17 protein-coding genes are annotated in these 14592 nt (G+C 53.1%); 6 read left to right on the plus strand and 11 right to left on the minus strand.

All coding sequences use genetic code 11. The features are described from left to right. Window positions 1–366 precede the first annotated feature (366 nt). Entirely contained in the window at window positions 367–615 is a 249-nt protein-coding gene (locus tag HYT79_05500; protein ID MBI2070040.1) for a type II toxin-antitoxin system HicB family antitoxin, read from the plus strand. Further along, window positions 608–841 carry a type II toxin-antitoxin system HicA family toxin gene (locus HYT79_05505; GenBank protein ID MBI2070041.1) on the plus strand — a complete coding sequence of 78 codons (234 nt, stop codon included), beginning with the start codon at window positions 608–610 and terminating at the stop codon, window positions 839–841. Before HYT79_05500 ends, HYT79_05505 begins: the two co-directional genes overlap by 8 nt. A 210-nt stretch (window positions 842–1051) precedes the next feature. Here the strand turns inward: HYT79_05505 and HYT79_05510 are convergent, their stop codons facing one another. The 6 genes from HYT79_05510 to HYT79_05535 form a co-directional block, all read right to left on the minus strand. Beyond that, complete coding sequence (locus HYT79_05510; protein ID MBI2070042.1) at window positions 1052–1444, minus strand: hypothetical protein; 393 nt, start codon at window positions 1442–1444, stop codon at window positions 1052–1054. A gap of 750 nt (window positions 1445–2194) precedes the next feature. Further along, entirely contained in the window at window positions 2195–2875 is a 681-nt protein-coding gene (locus HYT79_05515; protein ID MBI2070043.1) for an IS630 family transposase, read from the minus strand. Then, entirely contained in the window at window positions 2859–3356 is a 498-nt protein-coding gene (locus HYT79_05520; protein ID MBI2070044.1) for a helix-turn-helix domain-containing protein, read from the minus strand. The genes HYT79_05515 and HYT79_05520 overlap by 17 nt, the downstream gene beginning before the upstream one ends. A gap of 59 nt (window positions 3357–3415) precedes the next feature. Beyond that, the gene (locus HYT79_05525) at window positions 3416–3739 is read right to left on the minus strand and encodes a hypothetical protein (GenBank protein MBI2070045.1); all 324 of its coding nucleotides are present in this window, start codon (window positions 3737–3739) and stop codon (window positions 3416–3418) included. A 79-nt stretch (window positions 3740–3818) separates the two neighbouring features. Then, a complete protein-coding gene (locus HYT79_05530; protein ID MBI2070046.1) occupies window positions 3819–4253 on the minus strand; it encodes a hypothetical protein in 435 nt (144 codons plus the stop codon). Between the two features lie 82 nt (window positions 4254–4335). Continuing rightward, window positions 4336–4863 (minus strand): hypothetical protein, encoded by a 528-nt coding sequence (locus HYT79_05535; protein ID MBI2070047.1) that lies wholly within the window; start codon window positions 4861–4863, stop codon window positions 4336–4338. Window positions 4864–5234: 371 nt separating this feature from the next. Between HYT79_05535 and HYT79_05540 the strand changes: the two genes are divergently transcribed. The 4 genes from HYT79_05540 to HYT79_05555 are packed head-to-tail and all read left to right on the plus strand — an operon-like array spanning window position 5235 to window position 8747. Beyond that, a complete protein-coding gene (locus HYT79_05540) occupies window positions 5235–5744 on the plus strand; it encodes a hypothetical protein (protein MBI2070048.1) in 510 nt (169 codons plus the stop codon). A gap of 26 nt (window positions 5745–5770) precedes the next feature. Next, window positions 5771–6658 (plus strand): pyridoxal 5'-phosphate synthase lyase subunit PdxS, encoded by an 888-nt coding sequence (gene pdxS, locus HYT79_05545; protein MBI2070049.1) that lies wholly within the window; start codon window positions 5771–5773, stop codon window positions 6656–6658. A 4-nt stretch (window positions 6659–6662) separates the two neighbouring features. Next, window positions 6663–7232: a pyridoxal 5'-phosphate synthase glutaminase subunit PdxT gene (pdxT, locus tag HYT79_05550; GenBank protein MBI2070050.1), complete on the plus strand. Its 570-nt coding sequence runs from the start codon at window positions 6663–6665 to the stop codon at window positions 7230–7232. A 48-nt stretch (window positions 7233–7280) separates the two neighbouring features. Beyond that, complete coding sequence (locus HYT79_05555; GenBank protein MBI2070051.1) at window positions 7281–8747, plus strand: hypothetical protein; 1467 nt, start codon at window positions 7281–7283, stop codon at window positions 8745–8747. On the opposite strand, the gene HYT79_05560 is transcribed toward HYT79_05555, so the two are convergent. The 5 genes from HYT79_05560 to murJ are packed head-to-tail and all read right to left on the minus strand — an operon-like array spanning window position 8636 to window position 14555. Next, on the minus strand, window positions 8636–8995 hold the full coding sequence (locus tag HYT79_05560) for an MGMT family protein (protein ID MBI2070052.1): 360 nt from the start codon (window positions 8993–8995) through the stop codon (window positions 8636–8638). The genes HYT79_05555 and HYT79_05560 overlap by 112 nt on opposite strands. Continuing rightward, window positions 8952–10418, minus strand: a complete 1467-nt coding sequence (locus HYT79_05565; GenBank protein MBI2070053.1) for an insulinase family protein — start codon at window positions 10416–10418, stop codon at window positions 8952–8954. Before HYT79_05565 ends, HYT79_05560 begins: the two co-directional genes overlap by 44 nt. Further along, the gene (locus tag HYT79_05570; GenBank protein ID MBI2070054.1) at window positions 10415–11908 is read right to left on the minus strand and encodes an insulinase family protein; all 1494 of its coding nucleotides are present in this window, start codon (window positions 11906–11908) and stop codon (window positions 10415–10417) included. The genes HYT79_05565 and HYT79_05570 overlap by 4 nt, the downstream gene beginning before the upstream one ends. Then, complete coding sequence (locus tag HYT79_05575; protein ID MBI2070055.1) at window positions 11905–13248, minus strand: excinuclease ABC subunit UvrC; 1344 nt, start codon at window positions 13246–13248, stop codon at window positions 11905–11907. Before HYT79_05575 ends, HYT79_05570 begins: the two co-directional genes overlap by 4 nt. Next, window positions 13245–14555, minus strand: a complete 1311-nt coding sequence (gene murJ, locus HYT79_05580) for a murein biosynthesis integral membrane protein MurJ (protein ID MBI2070056.1) — start codon at window positions 14553–14555, stop codon at window positions 13245–13247. The genes HYT79_05575 and murJ overlap by 4 nt, the downstream gene beginning before the upstream one ends. Between the last annotated feature and the right edge of the window lie 37 nt (window positions 14556–14592).

A 14592-nucleotide genomic window follows, 5' to 3' on the forward strand; every position in this document is an offset into this window, starting at 1 on the left:
TTTAATATGAAGAACTACACTTGTCAAGACCAGGTCAGGCCCAAACTGGGGGTCCAAACATTACGAGCCCGTACTATGACACGCTATGCCAATTTACTGTGCCAACGGAATCGCCTAAAATGGCCGTGTCCACGGTTTCGGCTTAAATTTTCTTATTGAAATACCCTCGCAGTAATCCCCATATTCGATCTGAAGAAATTCCGAGGCCTTTTGAGGCTAAAACCGTGAACCGACGGCAAGAAAAAGTTTAAAAAGCCGACTTTTCGCTCAATGACAAAAAATGAGATACTGACTTATCTGAAATCTTGGAGCAATCCGGCGGACTAAGTAAGACTGCTGGAAAATCCTTAAAACAGGGGTCATAATATGGGTATGGCAAAGCGAAAATTAGAACTGCCCCTATTGGTTGAAAAAGACGAAGACGGGCTTTATGTTGTTGAGTGTCCAGTGCTTTCCGGATGTTACACTCAGGGTAAAACCTTGGATGAAGCTTTGAAAAATATTCAAGAAGTCATAACGCTTTGCGCCGAAGAAGAAGAAAATCGTAAGGTTTTGCGTGATTACCATCCGCAGTCTTTTTCCTTTCATACCATCACCTCGATGGTAAATGTCTAAAGAATTACCCACTATTTCACCCGAACGGGCTATTCGTGCGTTTGAACGGCTGGGCTACAAAGTGGTCCGCCAGCGTGGCAGTCACGCCCGTTTAATTCATCCAGACGGTAAAAACCGAAAGCCTCTGACAATTCCTCGCCATCACAAAGACTTGGGTCGCGGTCTTCTGCGTAAGTTGTGCCGAGACGCAGGCGTAATGCCGCAGCAACTGGCAGATTTGCTTTAAGCTAAATCCTTCTTGAATTTTTTTCGAATCTGGGCTTAACTATTATTACAGCCTTGACGAATCTGCCTTAAACCCTTATCCACCTCCAATCCAGCCAACCAACGTTCAAGCTGAGCGGCTCACGCCATGAACCCGCGCCTTTCGCAGCATGAGCAGCTCATCGGGCTCAACTTCGGCTAAGACTCGCTTCTCGGTTCTTCCGGCATCTTGTCATCCTTCGAACCGTATGCCTAGATGCAAAATCCTTTCAATGGCTTTGGATATTCTCAGACATTCATCCTTATTGGTGTGCCAATAGACCGTTAAAGGAATCCACTCATCGTTTCTCAGAACGGCAACGCGCCGAAAGTGGTCGGTTGGTTTGACTCCCGGCAGTTCCTGTATGCGAACAGAAGAAATATCCGTCAAGGCGCATTTAAATAATTTTGTGCTAAACAGGCCTCGCCGAATCAAAGAGAAGCAATCCAATTCCCTGTCCAAAATGATCTCCGTCTTTTGAGCAATATTCAGCATCATCCAGGTCAGGAAGAAACCGCCGCCCGTAATCATAAAACGCTTCGGCCCGACGAACTGCTCAAGGTTCATAACTATGACGACAATCATGGTAGCCAAGAATAATATGCAGCACGCTACCGTAAAGGTTGGGAAATCACTAAGAACAAGCCTGGAACTACTTTGATCAATAATCTTCATATAGAGGGCCTAACGGGGACTGCCCAGCGGCGGCTACTGAAACCCCTTGCTGGCCGCCAGAGCTCAAGTTGATGTTAGGCGTCATCATCCCATGTCTTCGGACTTCCGGGCAACCGATCAGCCACATAATAAACTGCCCGAAGGCTATCAAGGCTCCTGCGACTGTCCCGGAGATGGCCAATTTTTACTTCACGTACGCCCAATATAGGGAAGGATTCTCCTCCCGACGGACACTAAGGTTCGGCAGCGGCCTCCTCTGTGAAACGTTCGCTTCGCCGGTGTAGATTTCAATGCCCGCGATTAGAGCAAACGGAGAAAAAAACAAAAAGCCCGCCATTATGCAGAATTGTCTCACCGACGCTGGGCTGACATTTTTCAGCATAGGATCCTTTGTGTCCGGTACGCCTAACGACCGAGCTCAGCCGCCGCGCTGCCTGCGGTCGGTTGTAGCGACTTGTTAGCCACACCTTAGTACCAGTACCACGGAAGCCGCAAGTAGGGATGAGAAGAACTTAAGCTTATTATCTCCGTAATCACGGCGGATTCCCGCATTCGTGGGCGTGTTCATGATGTGCGGATGCTGTGCATTGAACCAGCCACGAAAAATAATAAAGTGAGGGACTTCCTCTCCTGTTAGTATCTGGTACGTCTCGCATGAATCTAGTGCTCTGACCGCATAGAATCCATAAAATTATATTTGAATTTCTTCCTCGCATCCTTGACCGTAAATCTCCAGTCAATCTTGAGTCGCCGACGGTTCGCTTGACGATTCCAGGCGGAGGCCTGAGACCGCAAGGATTGAATGTCTCCAATACGATCCTTGCCGAGACACTGACGGGAAAACACCCCAATCTCAATCTCCGCCTGGTCAAGCCAGCTTCCATGTTTTGGAGTGTAGTGGATTGTAAACCGGTTCCAGATGCTTGCGCCCCGCTTCTTCCCGTAGAAGTCCGTCAAGGATTTCCCGCAGTGGGTATTGAGATTGTCCACGACCAGGTGGATTGTCCTGGCTTTAGGATAGGCCTTTGCGATCCTGGAGATTATTTTGGCGAACTGGGGTCCCTTTCGATTCTTGGTCACCTTCGTGATATGACGCCCCGCCTTGGGTTCTACGGCGCAGAACACGTTGGCGGTTCCACTTCGGACATATTCGCTGTCGCGTTTGAAAATAGTCCCGGGCTTGTCCGCCGGCAGAGAGGGCCGGGCGTCTTGGAGTAATTGCACCGGCTTTTCATCCAAGCAGACAACTGGCTCTTTCTTGTCCAAGGGTTTTTCGTAAAGGTCCAGGACATCCTCCATCTTTTCAACGTATTCCGTCGTCAATTCAGGAATGCACCACATTTTTTTCCCGCCAGGGTTTGAGGTGGTGGCTTTTTAGGAGAACCCGGACGGTTTCCCGTCCCACCCTGGGTACCAACTTGCGTTTGCGAACCTCTTCGACGATTAAGCGCACGCTCCAACGAGCGAATCCTGCCGGCGGCGCGCTGCAGACCATGGCAACGATTTTTTGCCGCTGTTTGTCGTTGAGCGCGGGGGCCTTTCCAGGACGAGGCGCATCCCGTAAAGCACGATTAAAGCCGCCCTGCTCATACCGCCATGCGGTCTCATAGGCAGTGGCAATCGCGGCGCCAGCCGCCTCGGCAGCGGCCTGCCCTGATTTCCCCGCATCCAATAACTGTAAAATTCGCGCCCTTTTTACAACCCTGACGGATTCTCTGCCTTTGCTCATAAGCTCCTTGAGTCTTTTCCTATCCTTCGGCAGCAATTTTAGCTTCAACTTCCCATTTCTCTTCTTTCTCCCCTTCCCTGATTTGTACGCCATACGCTAAGGATAACCAATATGGCGCGCTGGGTAATAATAATTTTCTGTATTTCATGCGGTCAGAGCACTAGAAGGAAGTAATCATTAATATCTGGGTAGAAAGTAAAAATACCTTTTGGGTCCCTGTCGGCATGTTTAAAGAAATTTCTTGCTTCTTTCAGCCACCCTCTAAATTCCTCTTTGTACTGCTCGTTAATCAACGAATCGCTCATTATTGTTGGTGAATTCCCTGCCTCCTTGTTGAGCGTTACCAGGACTTCGTGCGATGCACATGTGAGAGTATGAATTGACACCGGATCAGCATCGTTAAAATAGAGCGTAACGGCAGTTTCAAGTTGCCGTTTTGCTACATCTAGCTTGGTAAGCGCCATCTCTTTATTCATAGTGTGGCTAACGCCGAGGATGAGTGGCGGCGGCTATCAAGATATCCCTCACCGAGCCGCCGACCGCTCTATCCATTGGTTAGGGGTCCCTTGGCTTTTGGCCTGACGCCCAGAGCCAAACTTTAAACGTTTCCGGATCGTCCGAAGGAGAAATCGCCAAATCCTTGCGGATCTCAAAAAAGAATTTGGACATCAGCGCATCATGACGTTCAAGAGATTTGTCCTTATTTGAGATTTTAATTTCCTGCTGAAATCCGTGAAGCGCATCCATCACTTGTTGAGGTGCTACCAGCATCATCTTATTGCACGCGCGCGAAAAATTCCTGTGGCCCTCAGGAGTGGCTTCCCCTGAAATTACGCCGCTTAAGCTGGCTACAAAATCCTTGTAGTGCTCCAGCTTTTCCTTTCGCCAGTCGGCCTCGCGCTCCCGTTGCTTGGTGAACCAATAGCTCAGCCCTGCGACGGTGATACCGCCGAACATTGCGATTAATGCCGTTGCCACTTGTGCTGACATGTTTCCTCTTGGGGACCCCTAACGCTGCCGCTCAGCAGCCGCGGCCATAGGAACTCCTTCGAAGCCGCGGTCTGCTGAAGGGTTAGGGGCTCCACTTTTCTGCTGTTTCGATCGACGAGTCCGGCCACTCCAGTTCCTCCAACAAGCTAATGCCTCCCGAATCAAAAAATTTCGCGTAATCTCTACGAGGTTTTGGCACACCATTCCTTAACGTAGCCGGCTGGCACCGCCATCCTCTTCCCGTCGGTTTGATCTGATTTCTAGGCATATATGCAACGCAAACTGGCTCGGAAGGGTTTTGAGACGAAAAGTACGGGATTGCGAGGACCATCTCATCATGTAGCTCGCTCAGCTCCTCAGTATAACCATACGCATCCTTATCGGCAGTTCCCGATCTTGGGTATTTGCCCTTCACTTGAACTGGGCGGATAATTGGAACGCCAATTGGGTACTTCGTGATGATGAAATCAAAGCCCTGGTCGCGATGCGGAAAGTAGATGTTCCACCCCGCATCCGCCAAACGGCCAGCCACGTAAAGCTCAGCAAAATAGTCACTAACACGGACAAACTTGCCCTGAGCTTCTGAGCTCCCCGGTTCTCTGTTTCTCATCGGGCGGCCTATCCTCCCCAAACAACAATTTTTCAATATACAAGATTCAGGGAACTCCCCTCAACGCGCTGGCCGAAGGAAAACAAGATGATCTTCAGGCCTTCGCCCAATGGTTAAACGATGATCAGCATTGCCGGCCATGGCAAGTCAGCCAGGCTCTTGACGCGGTCAATTTTTTTAATCGGACATCCGGAAAGCCGGGGCCGGCCATCGCCCGTGACAACGTGCTTGAAAAAGCGCAAGATTATTTCAAGCTAAAGCATTTTTCGAGCCGCACCTCCGATCTGCCTTAAGGACCCTTAACAACTCTCAAGTCCAAAATTTGAAGCAGGATAGGTAAGGTCAGAAGTATCAAATGTAAAATATCAGGGATGTCCATGGGCAACAAAAAAAATGCAACCCTGCTCTGCCTGGGAACAATTTTGTTTTTGGCGGCGATGGCGTCGGCGGCGGGCAAAAAAGCGAATCCGGTTGAGAAACGAATGGCCGCTGCTTGGCAAAACGGCAAAACCTTTCAAATTGAAATCGAGGCGAAATACAAGGACTTGGAAGGTTCCGTTAATTTCGCCGCGACGGAAGGGACGTCCGCGAGCCATCTCTCCGGCGGCGAAAAACAACTGGTTTCCGGCAACGATAAAAAGGCTGGTTATAAAAAATGGGGATTCCTCGCCAATGTTTTGCCTGTCGCCAACCCCAAAAACGATCAAGAGATGCTCTTGCAACTGCAACTGGAGCTCTCCGGCCCCTGTAAATCATCCGGTGTTGTCAATATAGAGACCTGGCAACTGCAAACGACGGTTAAGTTGATTCTGGGACGCAAAACAGTGATCGCGCAAACGCCGGCGCTTGTTGAAGTCACTGTCAGAGAACTCAAAGAATGAGCCAAATTTTCTATGATGATTTCGTCATGGAAAAAACCACCGGGACTTGGACCGTCAAATCAGGTTTGGCCCAAATGTTCAAAGGCGGCGTCATCATGGACGTCACCACCGCGGACCAAGCCAAAATCGCCGAGGAAGCCGGCGCTTGCGCGGTCATGGCCTTGGAGCGCGTGCCCGCGGATATCCGCAGGGAAGGCGGCGTCGCGCGCATGGCCGATCCTGAAAAAATTCTGAAAATCATGGAGGCCGTGTCCATCCCGGTGATGGCCAAATGCCGCATCGGCCATTTCGTCGAAGCCCAGGCCCTCCAATCCATGGGCGTTGATTTTATCGATGAGTCCGAAGTGTTGACCCCGGCCGACGAAGAACACCATATCGACAAGCAGCCGTTTAACGTCCCTTTTGTCTGCGGCTGCCGCAATCTCGGAGAAGCCCTGCGCCGCATCGCGGAAGGCGCGGCCATGATCCGCACCAAGGGCGAAGCCGGAACTGGCGATGTCGTCGAAGCCGTGCGCCATGCGCGCGCGCTCAAACGTGAAATTCTTGCGCTCAAGGATCTCAGCGGCAAAGAGCTTAAGCGGGCGGCTAAAGACATGCGCGTTCCCCCGGCCTTGGTCAAAGAAGTGGCGGCCAACGGCAAATTACCGGTGGTCAATTTTGCGGCCGGCGGCATTGCGACGCCTGCGGACGCGGCGTTGATGATGCAATTGGGCATGGAAGGGGTTTTTGTGGGCAGCGGCATCTTCAAGTCCGGTGATCCCGCCAAACGAGCCCAGGCCATTGTCCGGGCGACCACGCATTATCATGACCCGGCCGTTATCGTCGAGGTTTCCAAGGGCCTCGGCGAACCCATGTCCGGCATCGCGGCTAGAACCATCCCCGAAACACAACAACTCGCCGCCCGCGGCCTCTAAGTTCGTGGTTAAAATCGGCATTCTCGCCCTGCAAGGGGATTTTCATGAACATGCCTTGATGCTGAGCTCGCTCAACGCCCAAGCCCGCGAAGTGCGTCGAGAACAAGATTTGCAAGATTTAAACGGCCTGATTATCCCCGGCGGCGAAAGCACGACCATCGGCCGCTTGGCCCGGGATTACGGTCTTCTGGAACCCCTGCGCCGTTTTGCCGGTTCGGGCCGCCCGGTCTGGGGCACCTGCGCCGGGATGATTTTTTTGGCTAAAAACATCGGCCCGGAACCTGCGCACCTGGCCTTGATGGATATCGAAGTCAGACGAAACGCTTTCGGCCGCCAAACGGAAAGCTTCGAAGCCGACCTTGAATCTCCTTTCGGGGCATTCCGCGCCGTTTTCATACGCGCCCCTTTAATCGAACGCGCCGGCCCGGACGTCGAGGTCTTAGCCAGGCTCCCGAAAGGCGCCATCGTCGCCGCCCGTCAAAAAAACCTCCTGGCCACCAGTTTTCATCCGGAATTGACCGCAGATACCCGCTGGCACCGCTTTTTTTTAACCTTCCTGGCAAACGCGAATTAACCCTGGCTAACAGGGACTTTCCCGCCTAGCCTATAGTAGGGATTATTCGTGTATTACTCTTCTAAAACCGGTTTAACCGCAGTTTTATTGCCGTTGGCCTGGGCTCTGGCTGCGATCTTAAGCCTTTTGATATTGGATTTCGCCTTTAAAAACATCCAGGTGTATCAGCGCGTCTTCTTCATCGCCAAAATCTTAAGCATGGGTTTGCCCTTGGCCGCGATTCTTGGTTTGGGCCTAGGCGCCCTTTGCGCCTTTTGGAAAAAAGAAACCAGCATCGCTCCCTACGCGGGAATGGCCCTCTCCGTCATTATCTTGATGAGTTGGGCTTTCGCCAGAAGCAGCTTGACGCGCGCCATGACCGCTCGGGAGGCCCAAATCGAGGCCCGTAAAATAGCGTACCTGTCAAGATTCCACCTAAAAAACGAAACTGAGGACAGCAAACGCCTTTTGCGCGAAAAACTTGATGAATTTTTCCGGTCGTTCAACGCCAAGGAATCAAGCCAAATGGACGCCTGCGTGGTCGCGGTCTCGGCCGCGGGTTCGCTGCTGGCTTACGAAGACGAAGGGTTCGTAAAAACCATCGATGAAAGCCTGAACCGGATCAAAACACCCACCAGCGAGTCAAGCTTGACGCTGGGAACCTGCTTGTTGGCCTTTCACACCATCATGTTCAGCGTCGACGTGGGCCAGGCGCTCAGGTTCCAGCAAGCCGGAGATATGCCCGCCCATTTTGAACATTGGCGCCATGCCCTGGATCACTGGGAATCCGGCCAGGCTTCGCGCAAACGCATGGTGCAAGCCATGGACCGCTTCATGACCGAAGAGCGCTACCTCAAGCTTTCCGGCGCGGAACAAGACAACCTCATGCAGACGGTCATGGCTCCCGGGTACGAACAATTGAGACGGCGCCATCAGCCCCTGCTGGAGCACATAAAAACATTCTTCGTCAAATACAACGGCGATGAAAACTTCAAACGCGCAGCGGACAACCTTTACCAGGGCCGCCACGCCGCGGCTTATATAAGCCGGGAACAAGCCGAAAAACTTTATCGGAAATCCGTGGAACAATTCCCTGATTTCGGCAACGCCCATATTGAATTAGGGATGATCTACGCCGACAAAGGAGAGCCCAAAACAGCCTTGGATTATTTCGAGAAAGGACTGAATTTAATCGAACGCCACGGATCGCAGGATTTAAACCCCGCAAAAACCATGTTATCGAGCGGTTATTATCAGGCCGCCAAAGCTTGGCTGGCCTTGGCCAATCGCAAAGAGACGAAAGAAGATCAAAAGAAAATTTATCGCAAAACCGCCGATCAGCTGCTGGTCAAATCCCTGCGCATCGATCCCAAAAACGCTGAAGTCCGCCAACTGCGCCGCTTCCTGAGCGCGGCGCTGGGGACTCAGGCTGTTTCCAAGAGACAGGCTTTTGCAACCCCGCCCCGGTCGCCGAAAAGCACGCCTTCACGCTCTAAAAGCCGGCGCTTGGCCCCCACCCCGCCGGACGCGGAATAACCGCCGAGCGAGCCGTCCGAACGAACCACGCGGTGGCAAGGGATATCCGGAGCAAAAGGGTTCCTGGCCATGGCCATAGCCACGACGCGCGCCGCCCGGGGCCGGCCGATTGATCGAGCCAAAGAACCGTAGGTCGCCACTCTCCCCTTCGGAATCCGGGCGCAAGCCCCCCAAATCTCGCGGAAGACGGCGGGGTATCGATCGCTACTCTTGAGCGCTTTTCTGATCGCCTCTGGGATTTTGTTCATGGGGCTCCTTAATCGCTCCGCTGTCGGGGTCCAGAATCTTGACCGCGCCCAACGAAGACAAGTCTTTATCGAATTTTTCGGGGTTGCCGACAACCAAAATCAAGGCATTCTTGGGATCCCAATACTTTTTAGCGGCCTGCCAAACATCGTCTTTGCTCACCTTGGCGAGATGATCGGTGTAAGTATCCAGGTAATCGCTCGAGTAGCCGTAAAATTCAAGCTCGGCGATCCGCCCGGCCGTCTGATCCGTCGTCCTAAAATTCTGCACGAAGGAATTGATCAATTGGCTTTTGGCGATCTCCAATTCCTCATCCGTCGGCGGCGCCTGCCGCAGAGACTCGATCTCCGCCAAAACTTCCTCGATAGCCCGGACCGTCGTCTCAGCCTTGGTGCCGACTGCGCAAAGCATCAAACCATCGACCTGAGGCGTAGTGAATCCGCTGCCGACCGAATACGCCAAACCTTTCCTCGACCGGATATTACGGAAAAGTCTGGAAGAAAAACCACCGCCTAAAATTTCATCAAGAACCTTGAGCTTGAAAAAATCCGGATGATGCCGGGAGACGCCCAAGCGGCCCAGCCTAATGGCGCTTTGTTGGGCCGTTTTTTTGTGGGCTAAGTAGATCGCCCTGGATGACGAGCCGGGACTCAAACCGACCGCCGGCGATTCCACGGCCGCCATGGGCCAAACTTTTGAACCTAAAGCCCATTCCAATTTCCTTTTTAGTTCGGCTTCAGTAATATCCCCGCTGACCGAGACCACCGCGTTATTGGGGTGAATGAGGCGGCGATGCAGCTCAACCAAATCACGGCGGGATATCTTTTGGATTGTTGCCGGCTCCGTGCGCCAACCCCAAGGCGAATTCGGTCCGTAGACGACGCGTTTAAACTCTCTCGCTGCAATGTTCCTGGGCTCGTCGTTTCTTCGAGCGATGCCGGCCAAAACTTTCTTTTTCTCAACCTCAAGCTTCCCGGCGTCAAGAGACGGCGCAACCATGATCTGGGCGAAAAGATCGAGCGTCCTGTCAAAATTCTTGCTCAAAGAAAAAAGCGACAGGCCGACCGACTCCTCCCCGGCGCCGGCATGCACGCTGGAAGCCATCAATTCCAATTCCTTGGTCAGTTCATCCGCCTTAATTTTTTTGGTTCCGCCATAAGGCCAAATCGCGGCATAAAGGGACGTAAGACCGATTTTATCCGCAGGATCAGCCACGGCGCCGCCATGGAACATCACGGAGAGCTGCACCTGAGGCAGCTCATGATCCTCAAGAAAATAAACCACTAATTTATTGCTCAACTCAAATCGCTTGCCTTTCGGCACTCTAAAATGAAGCGGCTTGAGCTCGGGGAGTTTAGGCGGCGTCGCCCGGACGCCGGTGGTGATTAAAGAAACGAGCGCGGCAGCGATAAAAAAAGGCCTCACAGATTGCCTCCTTTCTTTTTGGTGACAAAGCCCACGGTTTTATTCTCCCTGTTCAAGTATTTCTTCGCCGCTTCCGTCAATTCTTCGGGTTTAATCGCCTGCCATCGCGTCGCGACGTCCCAATGATAAGACCAATCCCCGTAAAGAATCTCGTTCATGGTGATCGTATCCGCGATGCCTTCGTTGTTGTCCAAAATTTTGACCAGCATGGCTTCCATATTGTTTTTTGCGCGCTCAAGCTCCCAAAGTTCGGGCGCCTTTTGCTTGATCGCTTCGATTTCTTGTTCAACGGCGCGCTCAAGGTCCAACGCGCTATGCGGACTCCTCGGGTAGCCCATCACCAGAAAAAGATTCGGGTAGCGGGCGCCCGGATCATCGTGGTAAGCATTGACGGATTGCGCCACCGCTTGTTTCTCGATCAAATTGCGATAAAAACGGCTGGTGCGCCCGGAAGATAAAATATCGGAGAGCAGGGCCAGTTTTGTGTCGTCGGGGTGAGGGGCATTGGGCTTATGCCAGCCCATCAGCAGGATAGGCTCCGCTTCCCACATCAACTCCACGCGGCGTTCGCCTTGCTGGGGCGGCTCCTCGCCCGAAAATTCGACGGCGCCGTCTCTGGCCGGGATGGACTCGAAATATTTGCGTATGTTGACAAGCGTTTCTTTGGAATCAAAATCCCCCACCAAAGAGATGACGCAGCGCGAAGGCACGTAGCGCGTGGCGAAAAACCATTCGGCTTGGGTGGCCGTTAAGCGCTCCAAATCGCTCATCCAACCAACGACTTCCCGGCGATAGGGGCTGACGATAAAAGCATTGGCGGCGAAGAGTTCGTAGAGTTTGCCCAACGGATTGGACTCGGTTCGCATGCGGCGTTCCTCCATGACCACGTTGCGCTCGCGGTAGAACTCGCGCAGAACCGCGTTCTGGAACCGGTCCGATTCCATGGCCAGCCACAAATCCAAACGGTTCGACGGCAAACTGACCATATACCCGGTGACATCGTTCGAGGTGAAGGCGTTAAATCCCCAAGCGCCGTTGGCCTCGTAAATTTTTTCGTACTCGTCCTTGATCTCATATTGTTCGGCTTCGGCCTGCTTGGCCTGAAGTTCGGCTTGAAGCTTAGCGAGTTTTTTCAGGTCGGGGCCGCCGGGACGCGCCTGCTCTTTATTGATTTTTTCCGCGATGTCCTCAATCGCATTTAAAACGGTTTTCTCCTTGTGGTAATTCTTCGTGTTTACCGTCTTTGTGCCTTTAAAAGCCATGTGCTCGAACATATGCGCCAAGCCGGTTTGACCCATCTCCTCATCCACGGATCCCACGCGGTAATAAATTCGGAAGGCGACTCCCGGCATGGAATGGCGCGGGTAAAGCAGCACGCGGATGCCGTTGGCCAGGGTATGCTTCTCAATCGGAGGCTTCGGGGGGACGGCGTAAAGCGAAGGCCGCCAACACAATAAACCGGCCGATAAAATTAATTTCCAGCTTTTCATGAGGCCTCCAAGAACTTTTTCTTGCGCAATTTCTTGTGGTAAGTTATAGCAAAACGATGGGCTTCGTCCCGGATCCACATGCACAGTTTCAGTCCCTCGTGCGATTTGGCCAGGCGGATTTCCTTGGGGGGTCCGGGCGAACGATCCAGATAGAGCGTCTCTTCCTGCTTAGCCAAGGCCGCCAACGCGGGCCGGGTGCTCTTACCCGGCGCGGGTAACACCGTTTCCAGAGCGGAGCGGGCGGCTGAAAGCTGGCCCAGGCCTCCATCGATCAAAATCAAATCAGGCAATCTCTCCTTGCTTTCGATCAGGCGGCGATAGCGCCGGGAAACGACTTCACGCATCATGGAAAAGTCATCGATTCCGGCAACGCTTTTGATGCCGAAACGACGGTAATGCGCCTTATTGGGGCGGCCGTCCATAAAACAAACCATGGAACCGACCGAATGCGTTCCGAACAACGTTGAAATATCGAAACCCTCGATATGCCGGGGCCGGCCCCCGGTCCCCAAGGCCTCCTGAAGTTTTTTCACGGCGGCTTTCGGCTCATACAAAGAGGCGAGGTCCTCGGCTTGAATTTCAGACAAAAGCACCCGTTCCCCGATATGCTCCAGGGCCTCGACTTCCCCCTTGATCCGTTGGGCTTCCTCAAACGCCAACTGCTTGGCCGCGGTTGTCATCCGGGCTTTCAGCGATGAGACCAGCCGTGACCGTTGCCCGCTGAAAAGCCGGGCCGCTTTTTGCGCGATGTTTCGATAATCCGTCTTGCTGATGTTGCCGGCGCAGGGCGCCGGGCATTGGGCGGTATGAAAATACAGGCAGGAATTAATGATTTTTTGGGCCAACGGCTTTTTCAAAGAAAAATCCCAGCGGCAAGGACGAAGAGGAACCGCGCCTCTTCGAAAAAGCGTCCGGATCAGGCCTTTCACTTTGCTGACGTCCGGATAAGGCCCGAACGCCGAGGCTCCCGGAGGGATGTGCTTTTTCCTGGCCAGGTAAAGCCTGGGGAAATCTTCCTGCATGGTCAAGACGACGTAAGGGTACGATTTGTCGTCCTTCCACATGGCGTTGAACACGGGCTGATATTTCTTGATCCAGGATTCCTCCAGGAGAAGGGCTTCGCGCTCGCTGGCGCATAAAACGTAATCCACGCGGCGGACGACTTCTACGAGCGCCTGAATTTTCGGCCCCACGTCCGTTTTTTGAAAATACGAGGAAACCCGCTTCTTAATGTCGTTGGCTTTGCCGATATAAATAATACGGCCGGAGGCATCCCGCATCAAATAAACGCCGGGGCCGGAAGGAAGCTCGGATAATCCGAGCCCCGCGAATGAACTCATAGGTAATTTTTCTTTTTAACGATCAAAAACATGGCGACTAGACCGACCAAACTCGATCCGGTGAAGGCCAGGCCGATGCCCACGGCGCCCAAGCTCTCAAGCAAAAGGAAACATCCCGATGCGCTGACGAACAATTGCAGGACGCTGGTCAGCACCAAACTTTTGGTGTCGCGGTGGGCATAAAAAAGGCCCAAGAAAATTTTTTGGAGCGAATAAAAGAGCAGCGTGGGGCTTGATACAGCCAGCACTTTGGCCGTCAGGTAAAGGGCTTGTTCCTGGAAGCGCCCGTGAAAATAGAGAAGGCGGATGATCAGTTCCCCAAAAAAAATAAAGGCGAGGATCGCGGGAATTTCAAACATCAGCATACGCTTGGCCTGAGACCAAGCCAAACGCCGCACCGCCGCTCGATCGTTGCGCTGAGCTTCCTGCGACAACAGGGGAAGCGCGGTGACCAAAGACCCCACGCCCACCAGCCCCAACGGCAATTGGATCAGCCTGCTGGAATTATAAAGCGCGGCGATCGTGCCCGCCTCCGCAAAACTTCCGAAAAACGTGCCCACGAAACCGTTCACTTGATCCAGCGAAAACGTCAGGGTGTAGGGCCCGAACAAAAGCAGGGATTTTTTGAGCTCCGGATGGCCGGCCCAAAATGAGCGCCACTTCAAACGGCCGATCACGCCGTGGAGCTGGGGCCAGAGAACCGCGAACTGCAGAAACCCTCCGATCGTCGTCGCCCAGGCCAAACCCACGATCAACAGGCGCGGGCCCGGCGCGCTTGAACGCGACATCAAGAAATAGGCGATGATGGCGATCGAAGCGAACGCCGGCGACAGGCTGGACCAAAAAAATTTATTGTGCGCCTGGAGGGTGGCTTGAGCCCAGGCCGCCAAAGTGACGAACAAAAGAAAAGGGAGCAAAATTTTGGTCAAGGTCACGGCCCAAACCATTTTTTCCGGATCCGCCGAAAACCCCAGGAGCATGCCGCGGGTCAAGGGTTCGGCGAATAAAATACCCAGACCTACGATGACCGCCAAAACAGCCGCCAACCGGCCGGCATAAGATCCGGCAAATCGCGCGGCATCTTCCTTATCTTGGGCGACAAGCGGGGCATAAACGGGCGTATACGCCGCATAAAGCCCGCCCTCCCCGACCAAATTGCGCAATAAGTTGGCCAAGCGGAACGTCGCAAAATAAAGATCGGCCCAACCGCCGCCGCCAACGAAGTGAGCGATGGACAAATCGCGCAAGTAGCCGAAAACGCGGGAAATCAGCGTTGCGCCGAAAAATTTGGAGAAATTCCTCCCCACAGGCAATATTTAGCATTTCTAAGCCGCCCTAGTTGGG

This window comes from Elusimicrobiota bacterium (assembly GCA_016180815.1).
In the GTDB taxonomy this organism is placed as follows: Bacteria; Elusimicrobiota; Elusimicrobia; order JACQPE01; family JACQPE01; genus JACPAN01.